The organism is Halosimplex rubrum (genome assembly GCF_013415885.1).
Lineage (GTDB): Archaea > Halobacteriota > Halobacteria > Halobacteriales > Haloarculaceae > Halosimplex > Halosimplex rubrum.
Map to the genome: position 1 here is coordinate 2,300,242 of NZ_CP058910.1, position 24,899 is coordinate 2,325,140.

A 24,899-nucleotide genomic window follows, 5' to 3' on the forward strand; every position below is an offset into this window, starting at 1 on the left:
CGCGCGACGCGACTCACAGCAGCCCGTGGTCGGCCTGCAAGTCCCGATACGTCTGCAGATAGCGTTCGAGGACGGCGTCGTGGTCGTAGTCCGCGTAGTCCTCGTCGACGGTCAACCGCTCGAACTCGCCGGCGTCGACGATGGCGTCGGCGATCTGCTGGGGGTCGGTCGCGCGGAAGCTGCGCTCTTCCTCCTCGATGAGCTCGTGGGCGCTGGACTCGGCCTGGTACTCGACGATGCCGACGCAGCCGCAGGCCAGCGCCCACAGCAGTTCGCTCGCGAAGTACTCCCGGTGGGCCGTCTGGACGAACGCGTGAGCGCCCTTGTAGTAGGCCACCCGCTCGGCTCGGTCGCAGGCGCCGGCGAAGGTGACCCGATCCTCGATCCGGAGGTCCCGGACCTGCCGTTCGTAGCCCTCGCGTTCGGGGCCGTCGCCGACGATCGTCGCCGACCAGTCGCGGTCGCGCAGCTCGGCGAGGCCCAGCAGGAAGCTCTCCAGGTTGGCGCTCTCGTCGAGCGGGTGGGCGTAAACGACATCGATCGCCTCGGCGGGCTCGGTCTCCCTGACCGTCTCCATGTCGACGCTCTCGGGGACGACCTGGGTGGTGTCGGCGGTCGCGCCGCGCTCGCGGACGCGCGTGCGAACCATCTCGGAGGGCGTGTCGACCATGTCGGGGAGCGTGGCGGCGCGGTCGGCGAACCGCGAGTCGTCGACCGACTCGTCGCCGAACCACTCGATCACCAGCGGCGCGCGGGCGACCGTTCCGCCGAGGCTGGCGGCGACGACGCCGACGGGCGGGTCGGGCCGGGCGTGGACGATATCGGGGTCGAACAGGGCGAGCAGCGCGGGGAGGCGGACGGAAAAGGAGGTGAGGGCGGGGGAGATGGTGACCCCGCGGTAGGTGACGCCGTCGCGCTCGACGGTCTCGTCGGTCCCCTCCCAGAACTGGGTGCAGAAGACGGTCACGTCGTGGCCGCGGGCGGCGAGGTGGCGTGCGACGCGTTCGAACCGGCGGGCGCCTTCGGTGTCGCGATAGTGAGTCGTCTCCATCGAGACGAACGCGACGCGCATACGCCGGAGGACGGGGTGGGATGTCAAAAATCCCCGCCATCCCGGCGGCGGCCGGTAAGGCGACCGTACCGCGGTGGTCCGGCGGAGTCGTCGCCGAAGTAAGTCGCACCTACCACGCAGGAACGTTTATTACCGGCTACAGGGATCGGGGCGGTAGTGAATCGACGGGCGTTCCTCGGGGGCGCCGGTGTGGCGCTGTCGCTGGGAGTCGCCGGGCGCCGCGCCGCGAGCCCGCCGGACCCGGTCGTCGTCCGCGTCTGGTTCAGCGAGTCCGCGGCCACGCACGACGCGCTCGCCGGCAGGGTCGAAGGCTACCTCGGCGCGGCCCTCGGCGAGGCGGTCGGCGCCGTCGAGGTCGAGTTCGCGCCGTCGTCGGTCCCGCTGGCCCACGAGGGCGGGAAGACGTCGCTCGGGTTCGACTGGCCGACGACGGTCGTCGAGGGGCTGGTCGGGCTCGACGAGATCGACCCCGTCGGGGACGTGAACCTGCTCGTCACCGACGGCGACCCGCGGCGCCAGCCCGCCGGGTACGCTCGTCCGCGGATCGCCGCCACCACCGGCGGGGCCTACATCGCCAGGATGGCGCCCGCCGAGAGGACGCCGCCGGTCGTCCCCTACTCGCTCCCGGCCGCGGCGACGCAGCTGCTGCTCCACGAGGTCGGCCACGCGCTCGGAGCTACCCACGGGCACGGGGCGGCGCGCCGCGAGGGCGACGCCCTCGTCGCGAGTCCGATGGTCGGGAGCTACCTCTGGGCGTCCGAGCGCGTCCGCGAGCGACACCTCGACGACGCGAGCGCCTGCGGCGGCGCGTACCCGAACGCCGACGACGCGACGGAGCGGCGGCTCGGACTACGGTACACCGACTGCGCCGCTCGCGCGCTGCGGTGACGGCGAAAAATGTCCGAACGGTCGTCGACCGGAAGCGTCAGCTCGCGGCGTCCGTCTCGGTGTCCGTCTCGGTATCACCGATGACACCGCCCTCGTCCGTCTCGGTCTCGGTACCCATGCCGTCATCGGTGGCCGTCTCCGTCTCGGTACCCATCGTATCGTCTCCCTCTGTCTCCGTCGTGTCGTCCCCTTCGGTTTCGGTCGCGGGTTCCATCACGTCGTCCCCTTCGGTTTCGGTCGCGGGTTCCATCACGTCGTCACCTTCCGTCTCGGTTTCGTCGCCGACGGCGGGCGAGGTGTCTTCCCCGTCTTCGCCGATGGCTGCTGTGTCGGTTCCGGCGCCCGGGCCGGGACCGCCGCAGCCGGCGAGGGCGACCAGAGCGACGATACAGACTGTCGCGAGTGCGCGGTACATGCGTTTCCCCACAGGAGCGTCAGCGGTTTCGTTATTGGCGGGCATTCGGGGGAGGGACGCAACGTTTTCCCCGTTGTGCCCGTCCCACCGGCGTCAAACGTCCACTTACTGCCGAAGTCTGTCACGCCTACCGCCGCGGCCGTCCGTCACGCTCGTCGGGGGGTCGCGAGTCCGCCCGGCTCGCACGCCCGGAAGGACTTTCTCCGCCCCGCCGCTTGCCCGGAGTATGTACGACCTCGACCGATATCTCAACGTGCGGAGCGCCTACGGCGCTTCGTTCGGTCCCGACGGAACGCTGTCCCTTCTGCTCGACGCCACGGGCACCCCTCAGCTCTGGACGCTCGACGAACCCCGAACGTGGCCCGTCCAGCGCACCTTCTTCGAGGACCGGGTCACCTTCGCCTCGTGGTCGCCCGAGCGACGGGAACTCGCCTTCGGCATGGACGAGGGCGGCAACGAGCGCGCCCAGCTCTACCGCCTCGACGCCGACGACGGGACGATCGCGAACCTCACCGCGCGTCCCGACGCCAAACACCGCTGGGGCGGGTGGTCACACGACGGCGACCGCTTCGCGTTCGCCTCCAACCGCCGCGACGAGTCCGTCTTCGACGTGTACGTCCAGGGACGAGCGGAGACCGGCGAGGACGCGACGCTCGTCCACGAGGGCGACGGCTGGCTCTCCGTCGGCGGCTGGGCGCCCGCCGACGACCGCCTGCTCGTCTCGCAGGCTCACTGGAACTTCGACCAGGATCTCTTCGTCCTCGACGCCGAGTCGGGCGAACGGCGCCACCTCACGCCCCACGACGGCGACGTGCGCTTCACGAGCGCCCAGTGGAGCCCCGACGGCGACGCCCTCTACCTGACCACCGACTACGAGTCCGACACGAAGTTCCTCGCCCGGCTCGATCTGACGGCGATCGGCGACGACCCCGACGAGGCCGACCTCGCGGCGGCGCTCGACACCGTGGCCGACGGGGGCGAGTGGAACGTGGGGGGCGTGGCCGTCGACGACGAGACCGGCCGGCTCGTCTACTCCCGGAACGTCGACGGCTACACCGACCTGACCGTCGGCGAACTCGCCGGCCCAACCGAGATCGACGAGTTCCCAGCGCCGGACCTGCCGGGCGGGATCGCCGGCGGCGTCGCCTTCGACGAGCGCGCCGAGCGGTTCGCACTCTCGGCGACCGGCCGGACCGAGAACACGAACGTCTACGTCGTCGACGTGGAGTCGGGCGAGTTCGAGCGCTGGACCGACGCCTCCACGGCGGGGATCCCGAAGTCCTCGTTCGTCGAGCCCGAACTCGTCCGCTACCCGACCTTCGACGACCGGTCGATCCCGGGCTACTTCTCGCTGCCCGACGACCCGGAAGCGGGCGAGACGCCCGTGATCGTCGACATCCACGGCGGGCCCGAGAGCCAGCGCCGGCCCTCCTTCGCGGGACTCACCCAGTACTTCCTGTCGCGGGGGTACGCCGTCTTCGAACCCAACGTCCGCGGGTCGACCGGCTACGGCCGCGAGTACACCCACCTCGACGACGTGGAGAAGCGGATGGACTCGGTGGCCGATATCGAGGCCGCGGTCGAGTGGCTGACCGACCGCGAGGCGGTCGACCCCGACCGCGTGGTGGCGATGGGCGGCTCCTACGGCGGGTTCATGGTGCTGGCGGCGCTGACGGAGTACCCCGACCTGTGGGCCGCCGGCGTCGATATCGTGGGGATCGCCAACTTCGTCACGTTTCTGGAGAACACCGGCTCGTGGCGCCGCGAGCTGCGCGAGGCCGAGTACGGTTCGCTGGACGACGACCGCGAGTTCCTCGAATCGGTCTCGCCGATCAACAACGTCGAGTCGATCGCGGCGCCGCTGTTCGTCCTCCACGGCGCCAACGACCCCCGCGTCCCGCTCGGCGAGGCCGAGCAGATCGCCGAGCGGGCGGCCGAGCAGGGCGTCCCCGTCGAGAAGCTCGTCTTCGACGACGAGGGCCACGGGATCACCAAGCGCGAGAACCGGATCGAGGCCTACACGGCCGTCGTCGACTTCCTCGACGAGCACGTCTGACCGATGGTCGACGACGACCTCGCGACCCGCTCACGCGAGCGCGTCGCCGACTGGCTGGCCGACCTGCGCCGGCGGTACGACGACTTCGAGCGCGTCGAGAAGCGGTGGGAACTGTCGCCCGAGGCCTACGAGCGCGACCGCGAGCGGATCGCGGCCGGTGCGAACGGCGGCGCGGGCGTCTGGATCACCGACGACGCGGGCCGAGTCCTGCTCGTCCGCAACGAGGGCGACGACGGCTGGGCCGACCCCGGCGGCAAGCGCGAGGCCGACGAGTCCTTCGAGGCGGCCGCGCGCCGCGAGGTCCGTGAGGAGGCGGCCGTCGAGGCGACGATCACGGGCCTCCGTGAGGCGCACGTCCTCGAACTCGTCGACGAGAGCGACCCCGACCGGCCCGCGCTGGCCAGCCTCATCGCGGTCTTCGACGGCGAGTACGCGAGCGGCGACCTGCGTCCGCGGGAGGGGGAGATCGCCGCGGCGGAGTGGTTCGCGTCGCGACCGGCGACCGTACTGTACCCCGAAGTTGCCGACCGACCGTATCCGGCCAGCGAGTGACCGCGAGCGGTCGGCGACCCGCTCGCAAGTGCGAACGTCCGGGGTCCGACCCCGGGGCGAGCGGTCCGTCCGTGGCCTGAACGAAGGGACGGGTTTATGCCGATCCCGACGCAGATGCGGACGATGTCCGTGGCCGAGGTCTCCCGCGACAGGGTGGAGGAGCGGCTGGTCGCGCTGGAGGACGAGTACAGCGGGTTCCCGATCAACCAGACGACGCTCACCGTGCCCAGCGACGCCTACGAGCGGGCCGGGGGGCGCTGCGAGCGCGGTATCGTCGACGCGTACGTCCAGCTGTACAACGACAGCGAGGACGTGCTGCTGGTCGAACGCGACGGCGAGTGGGTCGTCCCCCACGGCGAACCGGCGACCGACGAGCGCGTCGTCCCCGGGACCGAGGCCGCGATCCGGGAGACCACCGGCGTCGACTGCTCGCTGACCGACCTCATCCGCGTGACGATCCTCGGCGTCCGCGACGAGGACGACCCCGACCGCCCGCCGGTCTACCGGCTGATCGCCGTCTTCGTCGCCGAGACCGACGGGTCGGACGCGACCGTCGCCGCGCCGGTGTCCGGTGGCGGCCGGGCGGCCGACGCGGCGGGCGACGGCGACGCGGCCGAAGCGACCGACGACGGCGACGCGACGGGCGACACCGACGACCAGACACCGGCGGGCGTGCGCTGGCACCCGACGCTCCCGGAGTCGGCGGTGCCCTCGCACTGACGCCGTCCGCTCGGGACGAGACCCCTGATCCACCGGAACACTTACCGCGGCGCTGTCCCCTACACCCGGCAGTGGCAGCCATCGAGACCGACGGGCTCACGAAGCGCTACGGGTCGGTCGCCGCCGTCGAGGGGCTGGACCTGACCGTCGAGAGCGGGACCATCTACGGCTTTCTCGGCCCCAACGGCGCCGGCAAGACGACCACCATGCGGCTGCTGACCGGACTCACCCGTCCCAGCGACGGGTCGGCGACCGTCGCCGGCGTCGACGTGCGCGACCGCGACCGGCTGGGCGAGCGGATCGGCTACGTCCCCGACACGCCGCCGCTGTACGAGAAGCTCACCGCCCGCGAGCAGCTGTCGGCGGTCGCCGACGTGCGCGGGCTCGACCCGGAGCGCGCCCGCGAGCGGGTCGGTGCCCTGCTCGACCGGTTCGGCCTGGCGGCCGCCGACGACCGCATCGAGAGCTACTCGAAGGGCATGAAACAGAAGACCAGCGTGATCCAGGCCATCGTCCACGAGCCCGCGGTGCTGTTCCTCGACGAACCGACCAGCGGGCTCGACCCTAACGCCGCGCGGACGCTCAAGGAGGTCCTCACGGAGCTGCGCGACGCGGGCACCGCCGTCTTCCTCTCGACGCACGTGCTCTCGGTGGTCGACGAGCTGGCCGACACCGTCGGGCTGCTCTCGGACGGGCGACTGCTGGCCGAGGACGACCCCGAGCGGCTGGTCGCCGACCGCGACGGCGACACGCTGGAGGACGCCTTCGTCGAGCTGACGAGCGACACCGACCTCTCGGCGCGGCTGCGCGAGTCGCCATGACGAGCCCGGCCGTCGTCGTCACGCGGACCGCCCTCCGCCAGACCTACCGGCGAGTCCGCGAGTCCAAGCGGATGACCGCCTTCTTCCTGTTGATACCCGGCTTCTTCGCGCTGCAGGTCTCCGGCCTGGTCGGACCGGGCGCCTACGACCTGGGCCGGCGATTCGCCGCCGGCGAGGTCGCGCCGGTCGTCGCCCGCGTCCGCGGGACGGTGCTGTCGGGCGTCGTCCTGCTCGCCCTGATGGGGACGCTCGGCGCCGCGGGGGGCAACAGCGAGTTCAAGGACCGCTACGTGACCTTCCTGACGGCGACGAGCACCCGCGCGGTCGCCGTCGGGAGCGTCGCCCGCCAGACGGCCGTCTGGACGGCGCTGTTCTGGCCGGTCGCGCTCGCCGGCGCGGTCGCGTTCGCCGTCGGCGCCGAGGCGCCGGTCGCCGCGGTCTCGCTGGTCGCGGGCAGCCTCTGGCTGTTCGTCGTCGCCGGCGTCGCGACGGCCCCGATCGGCTTCGGCGCCCGCTGGCTGCTCGACGGCTACGGGCTCTCGAAGAACGCCCGGTTCGGCCTCGGGGTCGGGATGCTCGGGCTGTTCTACCTCGTCCTGTTCACCCGCCGGACCGTCGGCGCCGCGCTGGGCGCGACGCCGCTGTCGTGGGCCGGCGACCTGCTGTTGTTGACCGTCCGGGACGCCGGCGCTTCGCCCGCCCGCGCGGGCGGGTTCCTCCTCGCCACGGTCGGGCTCGTGCTCGGCTCGCTCGCCGCGTCGGTCCGGCTCGCCGAGGCCGTCTGGTACGACGACCGCGCGCTCGGCGACGACGACGAGGAGGCCGGCGACGACCCGGCGACGGCGACGCCCGTCAGGGACGTGCTCGCGTCGGTCGTCCCGCGGCCGACCGCCGCGCTCGTCGAGACGACCTGGCGCCGCACCAAGCGCACGCCGAAGACGCTGTGGTACGTCTACCCCGCCGTCTTCGTCGGCCTCGTCATGGCCGAACAGCTCGTCTACAGCGGCCCGTTCGACGCGGCGATGTACGCGCCGGTCGTCGCCTTCACCGGCGCGCTGGCCGCCGGGAGCGGCTTCACGCTCAATCCGCTGGGCACCGAGGGCGACGCGCTGCCCGCCCTGCTCACCGCCGGCGTCTCGAGCGAGACGTTCGTCCGCGCGAAGGCCTACGCCGTCGTCCTCCCGGTGATGCCGCTGCTGGTCGGCGCCGCGCTGGGCACCGCTATCGGCGTCGGCGTCTCCTCGCCGCTGGTCGTCGCCGCCATCGGCGTCTTCGCGGTCGCCCTCGCGGTGGTCGCGCCGCTGTGTTCGCTGGCGCTCGGCGTCCACTACCCGCCCGGCGACGAGGGGCTGCTCGGCGAGGACGTGCAGATCCCGAACAAGTCCGCCTCCGCGGCCTACACCCTCGGCATGGTCACCGTCGGCGCACCGGGGCTCGGGGCGCTCGGCGCCTACGCCCGGCCGAGTCCGGTCGACCCGGCGACCGTCGCGGTCGGCGTCGGCGCGACGGCCATCCTCGCCGCCCTCGTCGCCTGGGGAGGCTACCGCCACGCGGTCGCGAAGCTGGACGCGTACTCCGTCGAGTGACGGGCGACCGCTGGACGCGAATCGAAACCGACTCCCGTCGAGCACGGGCTCTTGGAACCATGACGGACAACGCAGACGGAATCAGCGTCGAGGGACAGACCGCGGTCGTCATCGGCGGCACGAGCGGCATCGGGCTGGAGATCGCCCGGGCGTTCGCCCGCGACGGCGCCGACGTGGTCGCGACCAGCCGCTCGGAGGACTCCGTCGCCGAGGCCGCCGCGGAACTGCGCGATCTCGGCGCCGAGACGGTCGAGGTCACCTGCAACGTTCGCGACCCCGACTCCGTCCGGAACCTCCGGGAGACCACCGAGGCGGCCCTGGGCACCGTCGACACGCTCGTCACCTCCCAGGGCTCGGTCGCGACGACGCCGGTCACGGAGATGACCGAGGAGGAGTGGGGCCAGGACATCGACGTGCTGCTGACCGGCGCCTTCCGCGCGATCAAGGAGTTCGGCGCCGCCATGGACGAGGGGTCCATTATCAACGTCTCCTCGATGTCCGCCGAGCAGTCCCGCGAGGCGCGCCCGAGCTACGTCTCGGCGAAGGCCGGCCTCAACGGTCTCACCCGCGCGACCGCGGCGGATCTGGGGCCCGAGGTCCGGGTCAACGCCGTCGCGCCCGGCTTCGTCAAGACCGAGCTCGCCGGTCCGAAACTGGAGGACGGCTCGGAGTTCCGCGAAGGCGTCGACGAGCGCACGCCGATGGAGCGGGTCGCCACGCCCGACGAGATCAGCGGCGCCGCGCTGTACCTCGCCAGCGACGCCGCCTCCTTCACCACCGGCGAGATCATCACCATCGACGGCGGCTACGACCGAAGTTCGGTCTGATTCGCCGTCCGGCCCGAATCGACGGTCGGTCCGAGCCGGCTCCCGACGCTCCGATCCGAGCGGTCGGAGCCCGCGACCCGCCGCGCGTATTCAGGCACCGCCGTCAAGCCCGTCGTTCCCCTCCCGGTAGACGATGCTTCTCCCGCCCAGCGGCGAACTCCGAGAACGCGGCGACCACGAGGGCCACGTCGCCGAACGGAGCCTCTACACCCGCGCCGCGACGAGCGGGGCCCGCGGAAAGGCGCTCGTCGCACTCGGTGTCGCCGCCCTCGGCTACGGTGTCTATCGGGCGATGCGCGGGAACGGGGCGGACGTGGAGGCCGTCTCCAGCGCGGAACTCGACGGCGCCGACCGCTCGCTTCTCGCCGGAACCGTGCGTGGTGCGTATCAGGTGCGTTCGACGCTATCTGTTTAGGCGTAGCCCCTATACTCGGACGTGGCCGAGGGGGTGGTATGAGTCCCATGGACGGGAAGGCACGGTACGGCAACAGATCGCTCGTGTACGACGCGCTGGCCGACGAACGACGGCGACACGCCGTCCGGCTGCTGGACGACGCCGACGCGGCGCTGACCATCGAGAAACTCGCCGAACGGATGGTCGAGAGCGACGGCGGGAGGACGGACGGCTCCGCGGACGAGGCGGCGATCACCCGCCTCCGCACGTCGCTGTATCACGTCCACGTTCCGAAACTCTCCGACGCCGGCATCGTCAGGTTCTCCCCCGAGCGACGGCGCGTCCGACTCACCGACTCCGTCTCGCTCGACGCCCTCGACGCCATCGGGTCGTAGGCGGGCTCCGAGCGGTTCGGCGCACTGGGGACCGGAAAACAGGGCCTCAGTAGCTCTTCGCCCAGTAAGCGGTCACCCGGGCGTCCTCGCCGCAGATGGCGCAGTCGTCGTGGACGGGGTCCTCGTCGCGGTCGAGGGGGACCATCACGATCTCGGCTGCGAGGGCGTCCTTGATCGGCTCCTCGCAATCCTCGTCGCCGCACCAGCCGGTCTTGACGTAGCCGCCGTGCTGGCCGATCGTGCCGAGGATCTCCTCGCGGGAGTCGGCCTCGCGGATCTCCCCCTCCAGCGTCTCTTCGGCGCTGGCGTACAGTTTGGCGTAGACCGTGTCGAGGTGGTCCTCGACGGTGTCGCCGATGTCGGCGCGGTCTTCGACGCTGTTCTCACCGTCGGGGCGGTGGACGAGCGTGAGCTCGTCGTCGTCGACCTCGTTGGGGCCGACCTCGATGCGGAGGGGGACCCCTTTCAGCTCCCACTCGTTGTACTTGAACCCGGGGTTGCGGTTGTCGCGGTCGTCGAGGTTCACGCGGATACCGGCCTCGTCGAGTTCCGCTGCGGCGTCGGCGGCGTACTCGACGACTTCCTCCTTGTTGTCCTCCTGCCAGATCGGGACGATGACGACCTGGGTAGGGGCGAGCGTGGGCGGGAGCACGAGCCCCTGGTCGTCCGAATGGAGCATGATGAGCGCGCCCATCGAGCGCCACGAGAGCCCCCACGAGGTAGTGTGGGCGGTCTGGTCCTCCTCGTCCTCGTCGGCGTAGGTGATGTCGAACGCCTCGGCGAAAGAGGTGCCCAGATAGTGGGAGGTGGCGGCCTGGACGGACTTGCCGTCGGGCATCAGCGTCTCGATGGTCGTCGTCGTGTGGGCGCCGGGGAACTTGTCGTGTTCGGGCTTGCGGCCCTTCAGCGCGGGCATGGCCATCACGTCCTCGTAGAGGCGCTCGTACTGGTCGAGGCGGGTCATCGTCTCGTCCCAGGCGCCGTCCTCGTCGCGGTGGGCGGTGTGGCCCTCCTGCCAGAGGAACTCCTTGGTGCGGAAGAACGGCTTGGTCTCGGTGGCCTCCCAGCGCACGACGGAACACCACTGGTTGAGCCGCATGGGCAGGTCGCGATGGCTGCGCACCCAGTCGGCGATGAAGGGGGTGATGATCGACTCGCTGGTCGGGCGGACGGCGAGGCGCTCCTCGAGTTCGTCGTAGCCGCCGTGGGTCACCCACGCGACCTCGGGGTCGAAGCCCTCGACGACGTCCTTCTCCCGTTCGAGGTAGCTCTCGGGGATGAACATCGGGAAGTAGGCGTTGTCGACGCCGGTCTCTTTGAACCAGCCGTCGAGGTGGTCCTGGATGCGCTCCCAGATCGCGTAGCCGCGGGGGCGGGTGACGATGAACCCGCCCATCGGCGCGTAGTCGGCCAGTTCGGCCTTCTGGACGACTTCCGCGTACCACTCGCCCGTCGAATGCTCCTTGCTCTCGGTGATGCCGAGTTCCTGCTCGCCACTCATTACAGGAGCGTCGCCGAGCGCGTTCTTGAACCTGACGAAGCCCCGGTTCTCACTCGCACGCCACCGACGCGGCCGACCGGTCCCGACGACGAGCGATCGGATCCGTCGCTCCACGTGCGGATCCGCCGATACCCGGCCGCTACCGGCGCCACCCGATCGGACCTGTCGACTCGGGGGCCGGCCGAAGACGGTCGAGTATCCGGACGTTCGTACGGTATGGTGCGATATACCACACAATGATTAAGTATAAATCGCACCTTCCTCCACGTATGTCCTCCGCCAGCCCGGTGCGGACGGCGTCCCTTTCGCTGGGTGATCGACGCGACGCGGTAGCCCGACGCATCCCGACACCGCTGGCGGAGCCTTTCGCGACAGGCTAGTTCGATCCGACGGCGTCCCCAGCGGCGTCGTCGCCGGTCACCGCCGCACAACTTCGACAGCACGCACTGCGGACGACTGCGGCCCACACACCCATGAGCACGATACGAGGCACGGATCTGGTACGGACGAACGACTACGCCGACGACAGCGGGGAGGTACGGGTCCTCGACCCCGAGGGCCGGCTCCTCCCGGGCGCGACCGAGCCCGACCTGTCGGACGAGGCGCTGGTGACGATGTACGAGGCGATGGTGACGGCCCGCCGGTTCGACGAGCGGGCGGTCAGCTGGCAGCGCCAGGGCCGGCTGGCCACCTACGCGCCGATGAGCGGGCAGGAGGCCGGCCAGGTCGCGAGCACGCTCGCGCTCGCCGACGACGACTGGGTGTTCCCGACCTACCGCGAGCACGCCGTCCGACTCGTGGCGGGGTTCGATCTCCCGGCGATCCTCCGCGGGCTGATGGGCGCGGAGCTGCCCGTCGGTTCGGCGGGCGGGCCGACGGTCGCGCCCGAAGCGATCCCCATCGCGACCCAGCTCCCCCACGCGACGGGCGCGGCGATGGCCGCCCGCCACCGCGGCGACGAGTCGGTCGCGCTGACCCACTTCGGCGACGGCGCCACCAGCGAGGGGGACTTCCACGAGGCGCTGAACTTCGCCGGCGTCTTCGACGCGCCGGCCGTCTACCTCTGTCACAACAACCAGTGGGCCATCTCCGTGCCGCGCCACCGTCAGACCGCCAGCGCCACGCTGGCGCAGAAGGCCGACGCCTACGGGTTCGAGGGGATCCGCGTCGACGGGATGGACCCGCTGGCGGTGTATTCGGTCGTCCGCTACGCCCGCGAGAAGGCGCTGGACCCGGACGCCGCGGACCTACGGCCGACGCTGATCGAGTCCGTCGAGTACCGGTACGGCGCCCACACCACCGCCGACGACCCCGACGTGTATCGCGACGGCGAGGAGGTGGAGTACTGGCGCGACCGCGACCCCATCGACCGCCTGGAGACGTTCCTCGTCGAGACCGGGCGACTCGACGAGGCCGAAGTCGAGACCGTCGAGTCCCGGGTCGACGAGCGCGTCGGGGCGGCCATCGAGGCGGCGGAATCGCGGGCCGCGCCCGACCCCGAAGACCTGTTCGAGGACGTGTACGACGAGGTTCCGGACCACCTCGCCCGCCAGCGCGGGGACCTCCGACGATTGCGCGAGCGCCACGGCGACGCGCTCCTGCGGGACTGAGCCGGAGCCGATCACCCGGAGTCACCGGTCCCGACCGCGAACGGGCTCTCCCTCTCGCGCCACTCCCACCCCGGGAGACGAGTCTGGAAGCCGGCCGCGAGCGCCGCGTCGAGGTCGTCGAGGCCGGCGGGGTCGTCGCCGCCGACACCGGCGGACCCCTCCGCGTCCTCGATCGCCACGTCCGCGTAGTGGAAGGTGGCTTCGCCGAGCAGTCGCAGGGGCTGGTCTCCTGCGACCGTCCCCGCGAGCTCGCGGCCGAGGAGTTCGTCGACGACGAAGCCCGGGTAGTCGCCCTGCACGTCGAGGTCGCGGAGGATCCGGACCAGCGCGGCGACGTTGACGGCGCGGTCGCCGTCGGCGAACACCGCGTCGACCGCGCGGCGATACTGTTCGGCGGTCACCTCGTCGACGCGCTCGTCGAACCGCTCGCTCAGGTCGGCGCGCGTCTCGTTTATCAGCGCGACGACGACGGGCGCCCGCTCGCGGACCCACTCGCGCTCCTCGGCGACGACCGCTGGCGTGACTCGCATACCGGCCACTCACGTCGGACCGCCTACTGTTTTGCGAAGGCTTTTATAACGCCGGGAGGTTAGGAGCAAGTAAGCCGGTTTTCCGGACACTTCCGTCTAGGGTCCGGAGTGGATTCCGCCAGTAGGAAAACCGACCTATGAATATTGCTTCCAGACTCCGGCAGGCACGCCGCGACGTGCGGGACGGCGAGCGGACAGACGCTCCCGACATCCGGCGACCGGCCGGCCCGACCCTGTTTTCGCAGCTATGAGTCAAGTAGACAAGCAACTCGACGATATCAGAGCAGAGATCGAACAGGAAGTTCCGAACGAGATCTCCATCACGGAGGTCGCCTACGAGGGGCCCGAACTGGTCGTGTACACCCGCGACCCGAAGACATTCGCGAGCAACGGCGACCTGATCCGCAAGCTCGCCTCGAAGCTCCGCAAGCGCATCACCGTCCGGCCCGACCCCTCGGAGCTCTCCGAACCCAGCGACGCGAGGGCGACCATCGAGAGCATCATCCCCGAGGACGCCGGCGTCACCGACCTCGACTTCCACCACGACACCGGCGAGGTCGTCGTCGAGGCGCAGAAACCCGGGATGGTCATCGGCCGCCACGGCTCGACGCTCCGGGAGATCACCCAGGAGGTCGGCTGGACCCCCGAGGTCGTCCGCACGCCGCCCATCGAGTCCTCGACGGTCAAGAACGTCCGCAACTTCCTCAAGCAGGAACGCGACGACCGCCGGGACATCCTCGAACGGATCGGCCGCCAGATCCACCGCGAGGAGATGTCCGACGACGAGTGGGTCCGCATCACCACGCTGGGCTGTTGCCGCGAGGTCGGGCGGGCGGCTTTCATCCTCTCGACGCCGGAGACCCGCGTCCTGATCGACTGCGGCGACAAGCCCGGTGCCGAGGACGAGGTCCCCTATCTGCAGGTGCCCGAGGCGCTCGGGTCGGGTCCGAGTTCGCTCGACGCCGTCGTGCTCACCCACGCCCACCTCGACCACTCGGCGCTCATCCCCCTCCTCTTCAAGTACGGCTACGACGGCCCCATCTACTGCACGGAGCCGACGCGGGACCTGATGGGCCTGCTCACGCTGGACTACCTCGACGTGGCCTCGAAGGAGGGGCGGACGCCGCCCTACGAGTCCGAGATGGTCCGCGAGGCGATCAAACACACCATCCCCCTCGAATACGGCGACGTGACCGACATCGCGCCGGACATCAAGCTCACGCTGCACAACTCCGGGCACATCCTCGGGTCGGCCATCTCTCACTTCCACATCGGCGACGGTCTCTACAACGTCGCCTTCTCGGGTGACATCCACTACGACGACACGCGCCTGTTCAACGGCGCCGTCAACGAGTTCCCCCGCGTGGAGACCCTGGTACTGGAGTCGACCTACGGCGGGCGCAACGACTACCAGACCGACCAGGCCGACTCCGAGCGCAAGCTCAAGGAGGTCATCCGGAACACCATCGAGCGCGACGGCAAGGTGCTCATCCCCGCCTTCGCCGTCGGGCGCTCTCAGGAGATCATGCTCGTCCTCGAGGAGGCGATGCGGGAGGGCGACATCCCCGAGGTGCCGGTCCACCTCGACGGGATGATCTGGGAGGCGACGGCCATCCACACGACCTATCCCGAGTACCTCCGGGACGACCTGCGCGACCGGATCTTCCACGAGGACCAGAACCCCTTCCTCGCCGACCAGTTCAACCACATCGACGGCGGCGAGGAGGAACGCCAGGAGGTGGCCGACGGCGGCCCCTGCATCGTCCTCTCGACCTCCGGGATGGTCGAGGGCGGCCCCATCATGTCCTGGCTGCGCCACGTCGGCGGCCAGGACGACGGCACGATGATCTTCGTCGGCTACCAGGCCCAGGGGACGCTCGGCCGCCGCATTCAGAACGGCTGGGACGAGATCCCGATCAACGACGGCGGCGGCCGCGCCGACACCCTCTCGCTGAACATGGACGTCGAGACCGTCGACGGCTTCTCCGGCCACGCCGACCGGCAGGGCCTGGAGAACTTCGTCCGCACGATGAACCCTCGCCCCGAGAAGGTCCTCTGCGTCCACGGCGACGAGTCCTCCACTCAGGACCTCTCGTCGGCGCTGTACCACGAGTTCAACATGCGCACCTTCGCGCCGAAGAACCTCGAGACGTTCCGCTTCGTCTGAGACCGCCGCCTCGGCGACCGACGCCGCCGCACCCGCCGAACCGAACCGCATTTTGCGCTGCCACGCACACCCGTCCACCGTGAGCGCACGCCTCGACCGTCTCGACGCCAGGTTCCCGCTCGCCGCCGGCGCCCTCGTCGCCCTCGTCGCGACCGCGGGGAGCCTCTACTTCTCCGAGGGGATGGGACTGGTCCCCTGCGAGCTGTGCTGGGTCCAGCGGGTTCTGATGTACCCGCTGGTCGTCGTCTTCGGCGTCGCGCTGGTCGAGCGCCGTCCCGGCGTCTACCGCACCGTCCTCCCGCTGTCGACGCTCGGGGCGACCGCGGCGGCGTACCACTCCTGGCTGCAGATCTCGGCGGGCGGCCGCTGCGCGTTCGGCGGCTGTGCGGCGGTGCAACTGCGCGTGGCCGGGTTGACGATCCCGAACCTCTCGCTGGTCGCGTTCGTTCTGATCACGACGACGGCCGCCGCGCTTTTCGTCGGCAACCGGTGACGGTCAACCGGGACCCCCGGGGGGTCAGCTCGGGTCCTCGTAACCGAGTTGCTCGTCGAACTCCGATTCGAGCTCGTCGAGTTCGGCCTCCAGTTCGTCGATCCGGTTCTGGAGGCGGCGGAACTCGACGCTGTCTTCGAGCGCCGAGGGGTGTTTCTCGACCTCGAGGACGTTGCGTTTGACCCGGAGCGTGCTGAGTTCGCGCCGGGCCTCGTCGTACTCGTCGAGCAGTTCGAGGCGCTCGACGGTCTCGACCAGGTCGTCGCGGTCGACCGGCTTGACGAGGTAGTCGTCGCAGTCGATCGTGACGATGTCGAAGTCGGGGTCGACCGCCGTGACCAGGGCGATCTGACAGTCGACGTTTCGGCCGCGGATCTCCTCCAGCACTTCGTCGCCGGAGCGGTCGGGCATCCGACGGTCCAGCAGGACGACGTCGACATCGTCGTCGACGGCCGCCAGCGCGGCCTCGCCGCTGCCGACCGTCCGGACCGCGTAGCCGAGCGGTTCGAGGTACAGCGCGAACGACTCGCGGACCACCTCCTCGTCGTCGACGACGAGGATCGTGGTTCGGTCGCCGTCCGAGGACCCGTCGACTGACTCCGTCTCCCCACCGTTCGCCATTGGCCGTCGGTACGCCGCTGTGATAGAAAAATGTATTCGTCTCGGGATCCCGTCCCGGCGTCGCCCCGGGGGCGTCGAGACACCCTCGTCTCCGGGCGCGTCCGCCGGAAGCCGCTTCCGGTACCCGACTCGTTAACCGGTGACCGTCCGTTCGGACGCACATGGAGTACGTCCGACTCGGCTCGACGGGACTGCAAGTATCGCCCATCTGCCTCGGAACCTGGCGGTTCGGCCTGGAACACGAGGACAGCGGCGTGATGGAGACCGACCGCGAGGAGGCACACGAACTGCTCGACGCGCTCGAGGAGCGCGGCGGCAACTTCATCGACACCGCCAACGGCTACGGCGGGGGCCGCTCCGAGAAGTGGATCGGCGAGTGGCTCGACGACCGCGACCGCGAGGACTACGTCGTCGCCTCGAAGTGCTACTGGTCCGACCGCTCGCGCTTTCAGGAGAACCTCTCGAAGAAGAACGTCAAAGCGGAGGTCGAGGGCTCGCTGGAGAAGCTCGGCACGGACTACCTCGACCTGCTCTACCTCCACCGCTTCGACGACGACACGCCCATCGAGCGCACGCTCCGGGCGGTCGACGACCTCGTTTCGGAGGGCAAGGTCCACTACGTCGGCATCTCGACCTGTGACGCCTGGAAGCTCACGAAGGGACTCTGGAAAGCCGACGTGAACAACTACGAGGCCTTCAGCGTCACCCAGCCACAGTACTCGGCGACGTACCGCGATCCGGTCTCGGAGTATCTGGATGTCTGTGCCGACCAGGACATCGCGGTGTGTCCGTACTCGCCGCTGCACGGGGGCTTCCTCACCGGCAAGTACGAACGGGTCGGCGACGACGAGGTGGAGACGCCGGACGGCTCGCGGGGGGACCTCGACGAGCACTTCACCGACTGGTACCTCGACGACCAGGCCTGGGCGGTGTTAGACGAGATCCGCGCGGTCGCCGACGAGGTCGACGCCACGCCCGCGCAGGTGTCGCTGCGCTGGCTCATGGACCACGAGCGGTTCACCTGCGTCCCGATCGTCGGCGCCCGAACCGTCGACCAGCTCGACGAGAACCTCGACGCCATCGAAGTCTCACTCTCGGACGACCAGTGGGCGCGCATCGACGACGCGACCGAGGCCTGAGGCGGGCGCTCCGTGGCAAGGGCGGACGACAGCGGTCGGCACTCGGCGCGGTCCGGGCCCGCCGTTCGGCGGCGTTAAGCACCCATTTCTCGCCGTCCGGCGGTGAATACTAACGGGACGGTGCGGCCAACGGACTGGCAGATGAGCATCGACCCAGCCGACGAGCCCGCCGCGGTCGTCGTCCCGGCGATCGACGCACCGAGCAGCACCGCCTGCGTCCGTTCGCTCGGGAAGCGCGGGATCCACACCGTCGTCGTCTCCGAAGACGAGGACGCCGCCGCCTTCCGGTCGCGCTACGCCGGCGAGACGGTCGTCGTCCCCGACCCTCACGAGGATCTGGTCGCCTACAAGGACGCCCTCCTGTCGCTCGCGATGCGGCCGGACGTACTGACGATACTGCCCGTCCGCGAGGAGGACGTGTACGTCCTCGCGCAGTACCGCGAGGCGTTCGAGCCCCACGTCGAGACGCTCTGGCCGACCGCCGAGGGCCTGCGTCGGGCCCAGGACCGCGTCGAGCTGTTCGACGCGGCCGAACGGGCCGGCGTCGCCGTGCCCGACACCAACCTGCTCGACGAGGTCGCCGACTGGGACCGCGAGTGGATCGTCAAGGGTCGGTACACCCTGCTCGCCGACGCCTACGTCGACGACCTGTCGCCCGAGCAGTCCCGCGACCCGCCCTCGACGCAGTACCTCAACGGCGACAGGCCCGACGTGGAGACGATCCGCAGCCGGAACGGCCACACGCCGATCGTCCAGGAGTTCCTCCCCTCCACCGACGAGTACGCCTTCTTCGCCCTGTACGACGAGGGCGAGGCCGTCAGGACCTTCCAGCACCGGCAAGTCCGCGCGTACAACTACGCCGGCGGACCCAGCTCCTTCCGCGAGTCCGTCTCGATCCCCCAACTGGACGAGGCCGGCCGGGCGCTGCTGGACGAACTGGAGTGGCACGGGGTGGCGATGGTGGAGTTCCTGCGCGACGACGAGACCGGCGAGTTCGAGCTGATGGAGATCAACCCGCGGCTGTGGTCGTCGCTCCCCTTCTCGGTCCGCGCGGGCGCGGACTTCCCTCACGACTACTGGCTGCTCGCCCGCGGCGAGCGCGACCGGGTTGTCGACGACTACGAGGTCGGCACCGCCGGCCACCTCATCCGCGGCGAGATCTCCTATCTCCACAGCGTCCTGTTCGACGCGGAGGAGCTGGTCGAGCGGCCGGTCCGTCGGGAGGCGTTCTCGGCGGTCGCCGAGTCGCTCCGGGAGTACCCCCGCTTCGACTACCTTCGTCTGGACGACCCGCGACCGTTCGTCCGCGACGCGCTGAACGCGCTTCGGTGAGGAACGTCTACGCCGGTCGGCCGACCGGCGCGGTCAGTTGCGCCGTCTCTCCGGGCGGTCGGTCGCGGGCTTCGTCGGCTCGGCGGTGGCTTCGTACGTGCTCCGCACGTCGTCGACGGTGGCGCAGTCGTGCTCGGCGGCGAAGACGAGGAGGTCGACGAACGACGCGTCGTACTCCGCGGCGAGCGCTCGCAGCTGGTCGGAGAACGACGAGTGGAAATCGGCGAGGCCGTAGAGCACGTCGTCGACGGCGACGCCCGAGGCGTCGGGGTAGACGTCCTCCAGAAGCCCCTCGATCTCCCGGAGTCGCCGCCAGTCGGCACGGGACACGTCCGAGAGATAGCGGCCGGCGAGCAGTTCGGTCTGGGTGTTGCCGGCGCTGCGACCGAGCCCCTGGAGCGACACGTCGACGTAGCTGGCCCCGCAGTCGATGGCGCGCTGGGCGTTGGCGAGGCCGAAGCCGATGTTGTCGTGGCCGTGATAGCCGACGGCGGCGTCCACGTCGGCCATCGCGCCCACGTAGGACTCCACGTCAGCGGGGGTGAACCCGCCGGCGGAGTCGACAACGTAGACGGTATCGGCCCCGTGTTCGATCCCGACGCGGGCGGCGTCGGCCGCCTCCGTCGGGGAGACGAGATACGTCTTCAGCAGGTTGAGGCTCACCCGCACGTCCAGGTCGGCCAGCTCGCGGAGCAGCGGGCGCGCGGCGAGGGGGTCGTCAGCGTCGACGCCGACCCGAACGAGGTCGAACGACGACTCGTAGGCGGCGACGAGGTCGACCTCCCCGGGACCGGCGACACCGGGGAGCATCAGCGTCGTCAGCCCGGTGTCCGAGACGGCCTTCGAGACGATACGGAGATGCTCGCCGTCGGGGGGGTGGGGGTCCGGGTTCGTCGTCCCGAACCCCGTGCCCGGTCCGACGTCGAGGAGGTCGACGAACGACAGGTCGTCGATCCGGTCGACCAGCGCGGCCAGTTTCGGGGGGTCGAACTGGAAATCGCTGACGTAGGACCCGTCACGGACGACCTCCTCGACGACGGTGGCGCCGGCGAGCGTCATCGTCCCTCCGTCGGTCGTTCGGTGGGACGCGGGGCCGCGGTCCCGCAAGGCGACGGGGCGGAATGGTTCGCGAGCGACAGCCCGTGAGGGCAACACAGTCGGTTACGAGTTGGGACACTCATTGTAGTGAGGACGCCGCCCGCGACGGGCGGCAGTTCGACAACGTCTACCACGGACAGCCCGATTGTTATGGCCCGCTTTTACGCCGGTACAGACTATCTACGGACCGATCTTCTGGAGTCGAGAATTCGGCTCATCGGCCGTCAACGCAGCCGTTCCCGAACGGAGCCGTACAGCGGGGACACGCGCTCGTAGACCGGGTAGGGCGTGTGTCGGGCCGCCGTCCGGAGCAGTCGGTCGCGGGCGGGGCGCCCGGCCATGGACTCGAAGTCGGCCTGGCGGAGCCACGCGAGAAAATCGTCGGCCCCATCCATCGGCAGGGCGGCGTCGTCGGGGATCCGCTTCTGGAAGGTCTGCCAGTGGTAGGGGGCGTGCTGGTCGTTCAGCCACGCGCCGGCCTCGAAGCGCTCGACGGCGTGTTCGAAGGACGCGCGGTCGACGTGGAAGCCGTGGTCGCTGGGGTCGAGCCCCGCGAGCGCCAGCCCCAGCGCCGTTCGGACGCACTTCTCGCAGCGGTTGCAGTTGTCGGCGACTTCCGAGGCCGAACAGGAGTACACCGGTAGGTCCGCGTCGTGGGTCTCGACGTAGTCGACGAGGGTCTCGATGCGCTCCTGGCGCTCGAGTTCGAACAGGTCGTGGACGCCCTGGGTCCCGGCCCAGGCGACCCGGTCGTCGATGTCGGGATGGGACCCCCACGGCATCGCGCGGCCGTCCCAGTCGTCCACGACCGGCGGCGTCTCCATGCCCTGCCAGACGGAGGCGGCGACGTATATCTCGCCCATCCCGTCGGCGACGGCCAGCGGCGCGCAGAGTCCGAGCAAGCCGAGCCCGCAGCCGACCGCGCTGTACCACGCGCCGTCGTGGTCGGTCTGGTAGCGGGCGTCGAGCATCGCCGTGTCGAGGAACTCCAGCGCGTTCGACCGGACGAACCGCGCGTCGACGCCGAAGCGGTCGGCGAACGACTCCGTGCGGGCGCGCAACCGCCGCCACCGCTCTGGCTCGTCGACGCTCACGACCCAGCCCTGGATCGTGATCAGCGTCGGCGTCTCCTCGCGGTGACGGACGTACGTCGCCAGCGAGTCCACGCCGCCCGTGAACAACAGTCCGGTCCCGTCGGCCGTCCCGGTGCCGTACGGCGGCGCCACGTCGTCCCACTCGGGGGCTCGCTCGACGACGACCCGACCGCCCTGGATGAACGGGTACATCTCGTAGAGCGCGCTCCCGACGGTCTCGAGCGCGTCGAGGAAGCGGCGGTCGACGGCCGGCGCTCGCACGTCGGCGCCGACGGCCCAGGCCACCGGACAGACCTGTGCGAGGACCGGGATCGTCAGGATCGATTCGGGGAGGGCGGACACGTCGACGTCGTACTCGGCGTAGAACGGCGAGTCGTCGAAGAACCGGCGCAGGTCGTCGCTGTAGGAGACCGTCGACTCGACGCGGCGGCCGTCGGCGCTGACCGACTCGACGGTGACGACTGGCGAACCGCCGTCGGGACCGCCGCCCGCCGTTTCGCCGGCCTCGCCCACCGCGGCGAGGATACGGGATGCAGCAGTTCGGAACACGCACCCGACCAGTGGCGCAGCGATGTAAAGTATACGTCCGTTACGGCCGTTCTCGGTGGGTAAGCGACCGTTCCCGGGGTCGGGCTCGGCGCGTCGCGGTCTCGGTCGGCGGGACCGACCGCGTCAGGGTCGGGGCGCGCGTTCGCGCACGGCGTCGTAGGCCGGCGACAGGCGGGCGTACACCGAGGCGGGCACCGAGCGAGCGGCGGCTCGGACGACGCGGTGTGAGACCGGCGGACCGGACCTGGCCGCTACCGCGCGGAGGTCGGCCGTCCGGAGCCAGTCGGCGAACGCGTCGACGCCCGCGACCGGGTACGACGCGTCGGGGTCGACCGACGCCTGCAGGTCGAGCCAGTAGGCGAGGATGTGGAAGTCGACCAGCCAGTTGCCGGCCTCGATCTCCCGGCGGGCGCGCTCGAAGGTCGCCGCGCTCACGTCGAAGCCGTGGTCGTTCGGGTCGCGACCGGCGAGCGCGAGTCCCAGCGCCGTCCGCGCGCACTTCTCGCAGCGGTCGCAGTTGCTCCCGGTCGCCGAGGCCTCGCAGGCCCGGATCGGCAGGTCGATCGGCCGCTCGCGGAGGAACTCGGCGATGGTCTCGACGCGCTCCTGGCGGGTGATCTCGAAGGCGTCGTGGGCGACTTCCGTCCCGGCCCAGGCGATCTCGTCGTCGATGGCCGGGTCGGACCCCCAGGGGATCGCCCCGCCGTCCCAGCTCTCGAACCGGTCCGCCGTCGGGAACCCCGCCCAGTGGGTCGCCGCGAGGTACAGGCGGTCCATCCCCTCCGCGACGGCCAGCGGCGCGCAGAGCCCGGTCAGCCCGAGACCGCAGCCGACTGCGCTGTACCACGCCCCGTCGTGGCGGGGCTTGTAGTGGGCGTCGAGCATCGCGGTGTCGAGGAACTCCAGCATGTTCGACTCGACGAACTGCGCGTCGGTACCGAAGCGGTCGGCGTAGTCGGCGATCCGTCTCCTGGTGTGGGCCCACCGCTCGTCGTCGTCGACACCCACGAGCCACCCCCTGACGTTGATCAGCGTCGGCTCGGCCTCGTGGTGGCGGACGTACGTCGCCAGCGAGTCCACCCCGCCCGTGAACAGCATCACGGTGTCGCCGGTGCCGCCCGCGCCAGCGGGGTCGCCCACCGCGACGGAGTCGTCCGCACCGTCGGTCCCGGACTGCCCCGGTTCGTTCCACTCGGGCGCGCGTTCGACGAGGACGCGCCCGCCCTCGACGAAGGGATACATCGCGCAGAGGGTGTTGCCGACGGTCTCGAGGGAGTCGAGGAAGCGGCGGTCGGCGACGGGGACGCGGACGTCGGCGCCGGCGGCCCACGCGACCGGGCAGACGTGGGCCAGTACCGGGATCGTCAGGATCGACTCGGGGAGGTCGGACACGTCGACGCCGTACTCGACGTAGAAGGGCGATTCGTCGAAGAACGGTCGCAGGGCGTCGCTGTAGGAGACGGTCGCCTCGACGCGACAGCCGTCGACGGTGACGCTGTCGACCGAGACAACCGGGGACCGACCGCCGTCGGACCCGCTCGCGCTTCGACCGACCACAGACAGGAAGGGATTGCCACTCGGTATCACGGACGAACCCACTCGCACTACCCGATAAAGTATTTATGTGATATCAGATATACCGGTCGACCTACGCTCGGGTGCCGAACGATAACCTGGACTACCAGACGAGTTGGGGTGACTTACGCCGGGACCGGCGCCGAGCGCGGGCGCCGAACGGTCCGGTCGAACAGCACCGTCTCGTGTTCGGCGACGACCGCGTCCCAGTCGTGGGCCTCCGCGGTGGTGCGGGCCGCTCGTCCGAGTACACGGGCGTCGGCCTCGCCGTCGATCACGCCGTCGAGCGTGTCGACGAGTCCCTCGGCGGTCCCGTCGTACAACAGGCCGTTCTCACCGTCGTCGATCAGCCGGCGGTGCGCGGGGATGTCGGTGGCGACCACCGGGGTCCCGGAGGCCATGTACTCCAGGAGCTTCGCGGGGAAGCTGATCCGGTAGGACTCGATGTCGGCCAGCGAGGAGACGGCGACGTCGGAGTCGGCGAGCACGTCCGGGATCTCCTCGTGGGGGACGATCCCGAGCCAGGTGACCCGGTCGTCGATCCCGAGCTCGCGGGCCCGCTCGCGCAGGGAGGCCATGTAGTCGTCGTCGCCGCCGCCGGCGACGCGGAACTCGACGTCGCGGTCGGTCGCCGCGACGGCGTCGAGGACGTGTTCGAGCCCCCGCGGCGGCCCGATCGAGCCGACGTAGGTGACCACCCACGTGTCGTCGGGGCCGCGGGCGGGCTCGCGGGTCGAGTCGACCGCGAAGCGGTCGGTGTCGACGCCCATCCCGATGACGGCGGCCTCCGAGAGGTCGACGCCGTACTCCAGTTCCGTCGTCTCGCGGATCCCGTCGGTCAGGCAGACCACCTCCGTCGTCCGGTCGAGCAGCCGGCCCACCGCCCAGGCGTAGTTGGCCTTGACCGCGATCCGGGCCCGCTTGCGGATCGACAGCCGCTCGTGGGCGGCGTTCGAGAGGTCCCGTTTCTGCCGGACGGGGACCGACTGGAGGCCGACGACGAACCGCGAGCCGCCGGCGCGGGCCGCCAGCCACCCCTGGATGATCGTCTGCTGGAAGGCGTAGACGGCGTCGAAGCGGTAGCGGGCGCCCAGCGCGACGGCGTACAGCGTCGACGCGACGAGGAAGAGCAGCCCCGAGATGATGGGCACCTCGCCGGTCGAGAGCTCGTGGTGGGCCACGTCGTCGGGGAACTCCCCGTCCTCGTCGCGGTCCGAGAAGCGCCGGCTGAGGACGTGGACGGTGTGGGACGCCGAGAGCTTCCGCGAGAGGTAGTGGGGAACGGTCGCGCTGTAGGGGGAGGAGATCTCGCGGTGGTGGACGAGCAACACGGAGTCGCGGTCGCCGCCCCCTCCTGACCGGCTCATGGCCGCGCCCCGGGCGGTTCGCGGTACGGTCGAGGCGGTTCGCGATACGGTCGACTGACTGTCCGGCGGGCACCGCCGGCGGCCGCCGCGAGCGACG

General features: G+C 70.5%; 23 protein-coding genes. 14 read left to right on the forward strand and 9 right to left on the reverse strand.

All coding sequences use genetic code 11. The annotated features are described in order from the left end of the window. Positions 1-13 precede the first annotated feature (13 nt). Positions 14-1,072: a glycosyltransferase gene (locus HZS55_RS11445; protein WP_179907798.1), complete on the reverse strand. Its 1,059-nt coding sequence runs from the start codon at positions 1,070-1,072 to the stop codon at positions 14-16. Positions 1,073-1,228: 156 nt separating this feature from the next. Between HZS55_RS11445 and HZS55_RS11450 the strand changes: the two genes are divergently transcribed. Beyond that, a complete protein-coding gene (locus HZS55_RS11450; protein ID WP_179907799.1) occupies positions 1,229-1,960 on the forward strand; it encodes a zinc metalloprotease in 732 nt (243 codons plus the stop codon). A gap of 37 nt (positions 1,961-1,997) precedes the next feature. Here the strand turns inward: HZS55_RS11450 and HZS55_RS11455 are convergent, their stop codons facing one another. Beyond that, positions 1,998-2,375 (reverse strand): hypothetical protein, encoded by a 378-nt coding sequence (locus HZS55_RS11455; protein ID WP_179907800.1) that lies wholly within the window; start codon positions 2,373-2,375, stop codon positions 1,998-2,000. A gap of 226 nt (positions 2,376-2,601) precedes the next feature. On the opposite strand from HZS55_RS11455, the gene HZS55_RS11460 reads away from it, so the two are divergent. The 8 genes from HZS55_RS11460 to HZS55_RS11495 all read left to right on the forward strand — a co-directional run bounded on the left by HZS55_RS11460 (position 2,602) and on the right by HZS55_RS11495 (position 9,726). Further along, positions 2,602-4,431, forward strand: a complete 1,830-nt coding sequence (locus HZS55_RS11460) for a S9 family peptidase (RefSeq protein WP_179907801.1) — start codon at positions 2,602-2,604, stop codon at positions 4,429-4,431. Positions 4,432-4,434: 3 nt separating this feature from the next. Then, entirely contained in the window at positions 4,435-4,983 is a 549-nt protein-coding gene (locus tag HZS55_RS11465; protein WP_179907802.1) for an NUDIX hydrolase, read from the forward strand. Positions 4,984-5,106: 123 nt separating this feature from the next. Then, positions 5,107-5,703 (forward strand): NUDIX hydrolase, encoded by a 597-nt coding sequence (locus tag HZS55_RS11470; RefSeq protein ID WP_179907803.1) that lies wholly within the window; start codon positions 5,107-5,109, stop codon positions 5,701-5,703. A gap of 71 nt (positions 5,704-5,774) precedes the next feature. Beyond that, complete coding sequence (locus HZS55_RS11475) at positions 5,775-6,524, forward strand: ABC transporter ATP-binding protein (RefSeq protein ID WP_179907804.1); 750 nt, start codon at positions 5,775-5,777, stop codon at positions 6,522-6,524. Next, positions 6,521-8,110: a hypothetical protein gene (locus tag HZS55_RS11480; protein WP_179907805.1), complete on the forward strand. Its 1,590-nt coding sequence runs from the start codon at positions 6,521-6,523 to the stop codon at positions 8,108-8,110. The genes HZS55_RS11475 and HZS55_RS11480 overlap by 4 nt, the downstream gene beginning before the upstream one ends. A gap of 59 nt (positions 8,111-8,169) precedes the next feature. Beyond that, the gene (locus HZS55_RS11485) at positions 8,170-8,937 is read left to right on the forward strand and encodes an SDR family NAD(P)-dependent oxidoreductase (RefSeq protein WP_179907806.1); all 768 of its coding nucleotides are present in this window, start codon (positions 8,170-8,172) and stop codon (positions 8,935-8,937) included. A gap of 133 nt (positions 8,938-9,070) precedes the next feature. Continuing rightward, entirely contained in the window at positions 9,071-9,352 is a 282-nt protein-coding gene (locus tag HZS55_RS11490; protein ID WP_179907807.1) for a hypothetical protein, read from the forward strand. Positions 9,353-9,390: 38 nt separating this feature from the next. Then, complete coding sequence (locus tag HZS55_RS11495) at positions 9,391-9,726, forward strand: DUF7344 domain-containing protein (protein ID WP_179907808.1); 336 nt, start codon at positions 9,391-9,393, stop codon at positions 9,724-9,726. Between the two features lie 46 nt (positions 9,727-9,772). Here HZS55_RS11495 and proS read toward each other — a convergent pair whose 3' ends face one another. Then, on the reverse strand, positions 9,773-11,227 hold the full coding sequence (gene proS / locus HZS55_RS11500) for a proline--tRNA ligase (protein ID WP_179907809.1): 1,455 nt from the start codon (positions 11,225-11,227) through the stop codon (positions 9,773-9,775). A 473-nt stretch (positions 11,228-11,700) separates the two neighbouring features. On the opposite strand from proS, the gene pdhA reads away from it, so the two are divergent. Further along, the gene (gene pdhA, locus HZS55_RS11505) at positions 11,701-12,837 is read left to right on the forward strand and encodes a pyruvate dehydrogenase (acetyl-transferring) E1 component subunit alpha (RefSeq protein ID WP_246308243.1); all 1,137 of its coding nucleotides are present in this window, start codon (positions 11,701-11,703) and stop codon (positions 12,835-12,837) included. 11 nt (positions 12,838-12,848) lie between these two features. On the opposite strand, the gene HZS55_RS11510 is transcribed toward pdhA, so the two are convergent. Then, complete coding sequence (locus HZS55_RS11510) at positions 12,849-13,367, reverse strand: hypothetical protein (RefSeq protein WP_179907810.1); 519 nt, start codon at positions 13,365-13,367, stop codon at positions 12,849-12,851. A 247-nt stretch (positions 13,368-13,614) separates the two neighbouring features. Here HZS55_RS11510 and HZS55_RS11515 point away from each other — a divergent pair, with 247 nt between their 5' ends. Together HZS55_RS11515 and HZS55_RS11520 are read left to right on the forward strand one after the other, a co-directional pair. Then, positions 13,615-15,534 (forward strand): beta-CASP ribonuclease aCPSF1, encoded by a 1,920-nt coding sequence (locus HZS55_RS11515; RefSeq protein ID WP_179907811.1) that lies wholly within the window; start codon positions 13,615-13,617, stop codon positions 15,532-15,534. Positions 15,535-15,613: 79 nt separating this feature from the next. Then, positions 15,614-16,027: a disulfide bond formation protein B gene (locus tag HZS55_RS11520; RefSeq protein ID WP_179907812.1), complete on the forward strand. Its 414-nt coding sequence runs from the start codon at positions 15,614-15,616 to the stop codon at positions 16,025-16,027. Positions 16,028-16,051: 24 nt separating this feature from the next. On the opposite strand, the gene HZS55_RS11525 is transcribed toward HZS55_RS11520, so the two are convergent. After that, the gene (locus HZS55_RS11525; RefSeq protein ID WP_179907813.1) at positions 16,052-16,648 is read right to left on the reverse strand and encodes a response regulator; all 597 of its coding nucleotides are present in this window, start codon (positions 16,646-16,648) and stop codon (positions 16,052-16,054) included. Positions 16,649-16,809: 161 nt separating this feature from the next. Here HZS55_RS11525 and HZS55_RS11530 point away from each other — a divergent pair, with 161 nt between their 5' ends. Then, positions 16,810-17,787 carry an aldo/keto reductase gene (locus HZS55_RS11530; protein WP_179907814.1) on the forward strand — a complete coding sequence of 326 codons (978 nt, stop codon included), beginning with the start codon at positions 16,810-16,812 and terminating at the stop codon, positions 17,785-17,787. Positions 17,788-17,928: 141 nt separating this feature from the next. Continuing rightward, positions 17,929-19,119: a carboxylate--amine ligase gene (locus HZS55_RS11535; protein WP_179907815.1), complete on the forward strand. Its 1,191-nt coding sequence runs from the start codon at positions 17,929-17,931 to the stop codon at positions 19,117-19,119. Positions 19,120-19,152: 33 nt separating this feature from the next. Here HZS55_RS11535 and HZS55_RS11540 read toward each other — a convergent pair whose 3' ends face one another. The 4 genes from HZS55_RS11540 to HZS55_RS11555 all read right to left on the reverse strand — a co-directional run bounded on the left by HZS55_RS11540 (position 19,153) and on the right by HZS55_RS11555 (position 24,802). Next, positions 19,153-20,178 carry a beta/alpha barrel domain-containing protein gene (locus tag HZS55_RS11540; protein ID WP_179907816.1) on the reverse strand — a complete coding sequence of 342 codons (1,026 nt, stop codon included), beginning with the start codon at positions 20,176-20,178 and terminating at the stop codon, positions 19,153-19,155. Between the two features lie 263 nt (positions 20,179-20,441). Beyond that, on the reverse strand, positions 20,442-21,860 hold the full coding sequence (locus HZS55_RS11545) for a hypothetical protein (RefSeq protein WP_179907817.1): 1,419 nt from the start codon (positions 21,858-21,860) through the stop codon (positions 20,442-20,444). A 123-nt stretch (positions 21,861-21,983) separates the two neighbouring features. Further along, complete coding sequence (locus tag HZS55_RS11550) at positions 21,984-23,447, reverse strand: hypothetical protein (protein WP_246308244.1); 1,464 nt, start codon at positions 23,445-23,447, stop codon at positions 21,984-21,986. Between the two features lie 113 nt (positions 23,448-23,560). Next, a complete protein-coding gene (locus tag HZS55_RS11555) occupies positions 23,561-24,802 on the reverse strand; it encodes a glycosyltransferase family 4 protein (protein WP_179907818.1) in 1,242 nt (413 codons plus the stop codon). Positions 24,803-24,899 lie beyond the last annotated feature (97 nt).

Bases quoted from the DNA above. Each gene is read 5' to 3' on its own strand.
- HZS55_RS11445 (WP_179907798.1), bottom strand. From the start codon at position 1,072: ATGCGCGTCGCGTTCGTCTCGATGGAGACGACTCACTATCGCGACACC.
- HZS55_RS11455 (WP_179907800.1), bottom strand. From the start codon at position 2,375: ATGTACCGCGCACTCGCGACAGTCTGTATCGTCGCTCTGGTCGCCCTC.
- HZS55_RS11460 (WP_179907801.1), top strand. From the start codon at position 2,602: ATGTACGACCTCGACCGATATCTCAACGTGCGGAGCGCCTACGGCGCT.
- HZS55_RS11465 (WP_179907802.1), top strand. From the start codon at position 4,435: ATGGTCGACGACGACCTCGCGACCCGCTCACGCGAGCGCGTCGCCGAC.
- HZS55_RS11470 (WP_179907803.1), top strand. From the start codon at position 5,107: ATGTCCGTGGCCGAGGTCTCCCGCGACAGGGTGGAGGAGCGGCTGGTC.
- HZS55_RS11480 (WP_179907805.1), top strand. From the start codon at position 6,521: ATGACGAGCCCGGCCGTCGTCGTCACGCGGACCGCCCTCCGCCAGACC.
- HZS55_RS11485 (WP_179907806.1), top strand. From the start codon at position 8,170: ATGACGGACAACGCAGACGGAATCAGCGTCGAGGGACAGACCGCGGTC.
- HZS55_RS11490 (WP_179907807.1), top strand. From the start codon at position 9,071: ATGCTTCTCCCGCCCAGCGGCGAACTCCGAGAACGCGGCGACCACGAG.
- HZS55_RS11495 (WP_179907808.1), top strand. From the start codon at position 9,391: ATGAGTCCCATGGACGGGAAGGCACGGTACGGCAACAGATCGCTCGTG.
- proS (WP_179907809.1), bottom strand. From the start codon at position 11,227: ATGAGTGGCGAGCAGGAACTCGGCATCACCGAGAGCAAGGAGCATTCG.
- pdhA (WP_246308243.1), top strand. From the start codon at position 11,701: ATGAGCACGATACGAGGCACGGATCTGGTACGGACGAACGACTACGCC.
- HZS55_RS11510 (WP_179907810.1), bottom strand. From the start codon at position 13,367: ATGCGAGTCACGCCAGCGGTCGTCGCCGAGGAGCGCGAGTGGGTCCGC.
- HZS55_RS11515 (WP_179907811.1), top strand. From the start codon at position 13,615: ATGAGTCAAGTAGACAAGCAACTCGACGATATCAGAGCAGAGATCGAA.
- HZS55_RS11525 (WP_179907813.1), bottom strand. From the start codon at position 16,648: ATGGCGAACGGTGGGGAGACGGAGTCAGTCGACGGGTCCTCGGACGGC.
- HZS55_RS11530 (WP_179907814.1), top strand. From the start codon at position 16,810: ATGGAGTACGTCCGACTCGGCTCGACGGGACTGCAAGTATCGCCCATC.
- HZS55_RS11535 (WP_179907815.1), top strand. From the start codon at position 17,929: ATGAGCATCGACCCAGCCGACGAGCCCGCCGCGGTCGTCGTCCCGGCG.
- HZS55_RS11540 (WP_179907816.1), bottom strand. From the start codon at position 20,178: ATGACGCTCGCCGGCGCCACCGTCGTCGAGGAGGTCGTCCGTGACGGG.
- HZS55_RS11555 (WP_179907818.1), bottom strand. From the start codon at position 24,802: ATGAGCCGGTCAGGAGGGGGCGGCGACCGCGACTCCGTGTTGCTCGTC.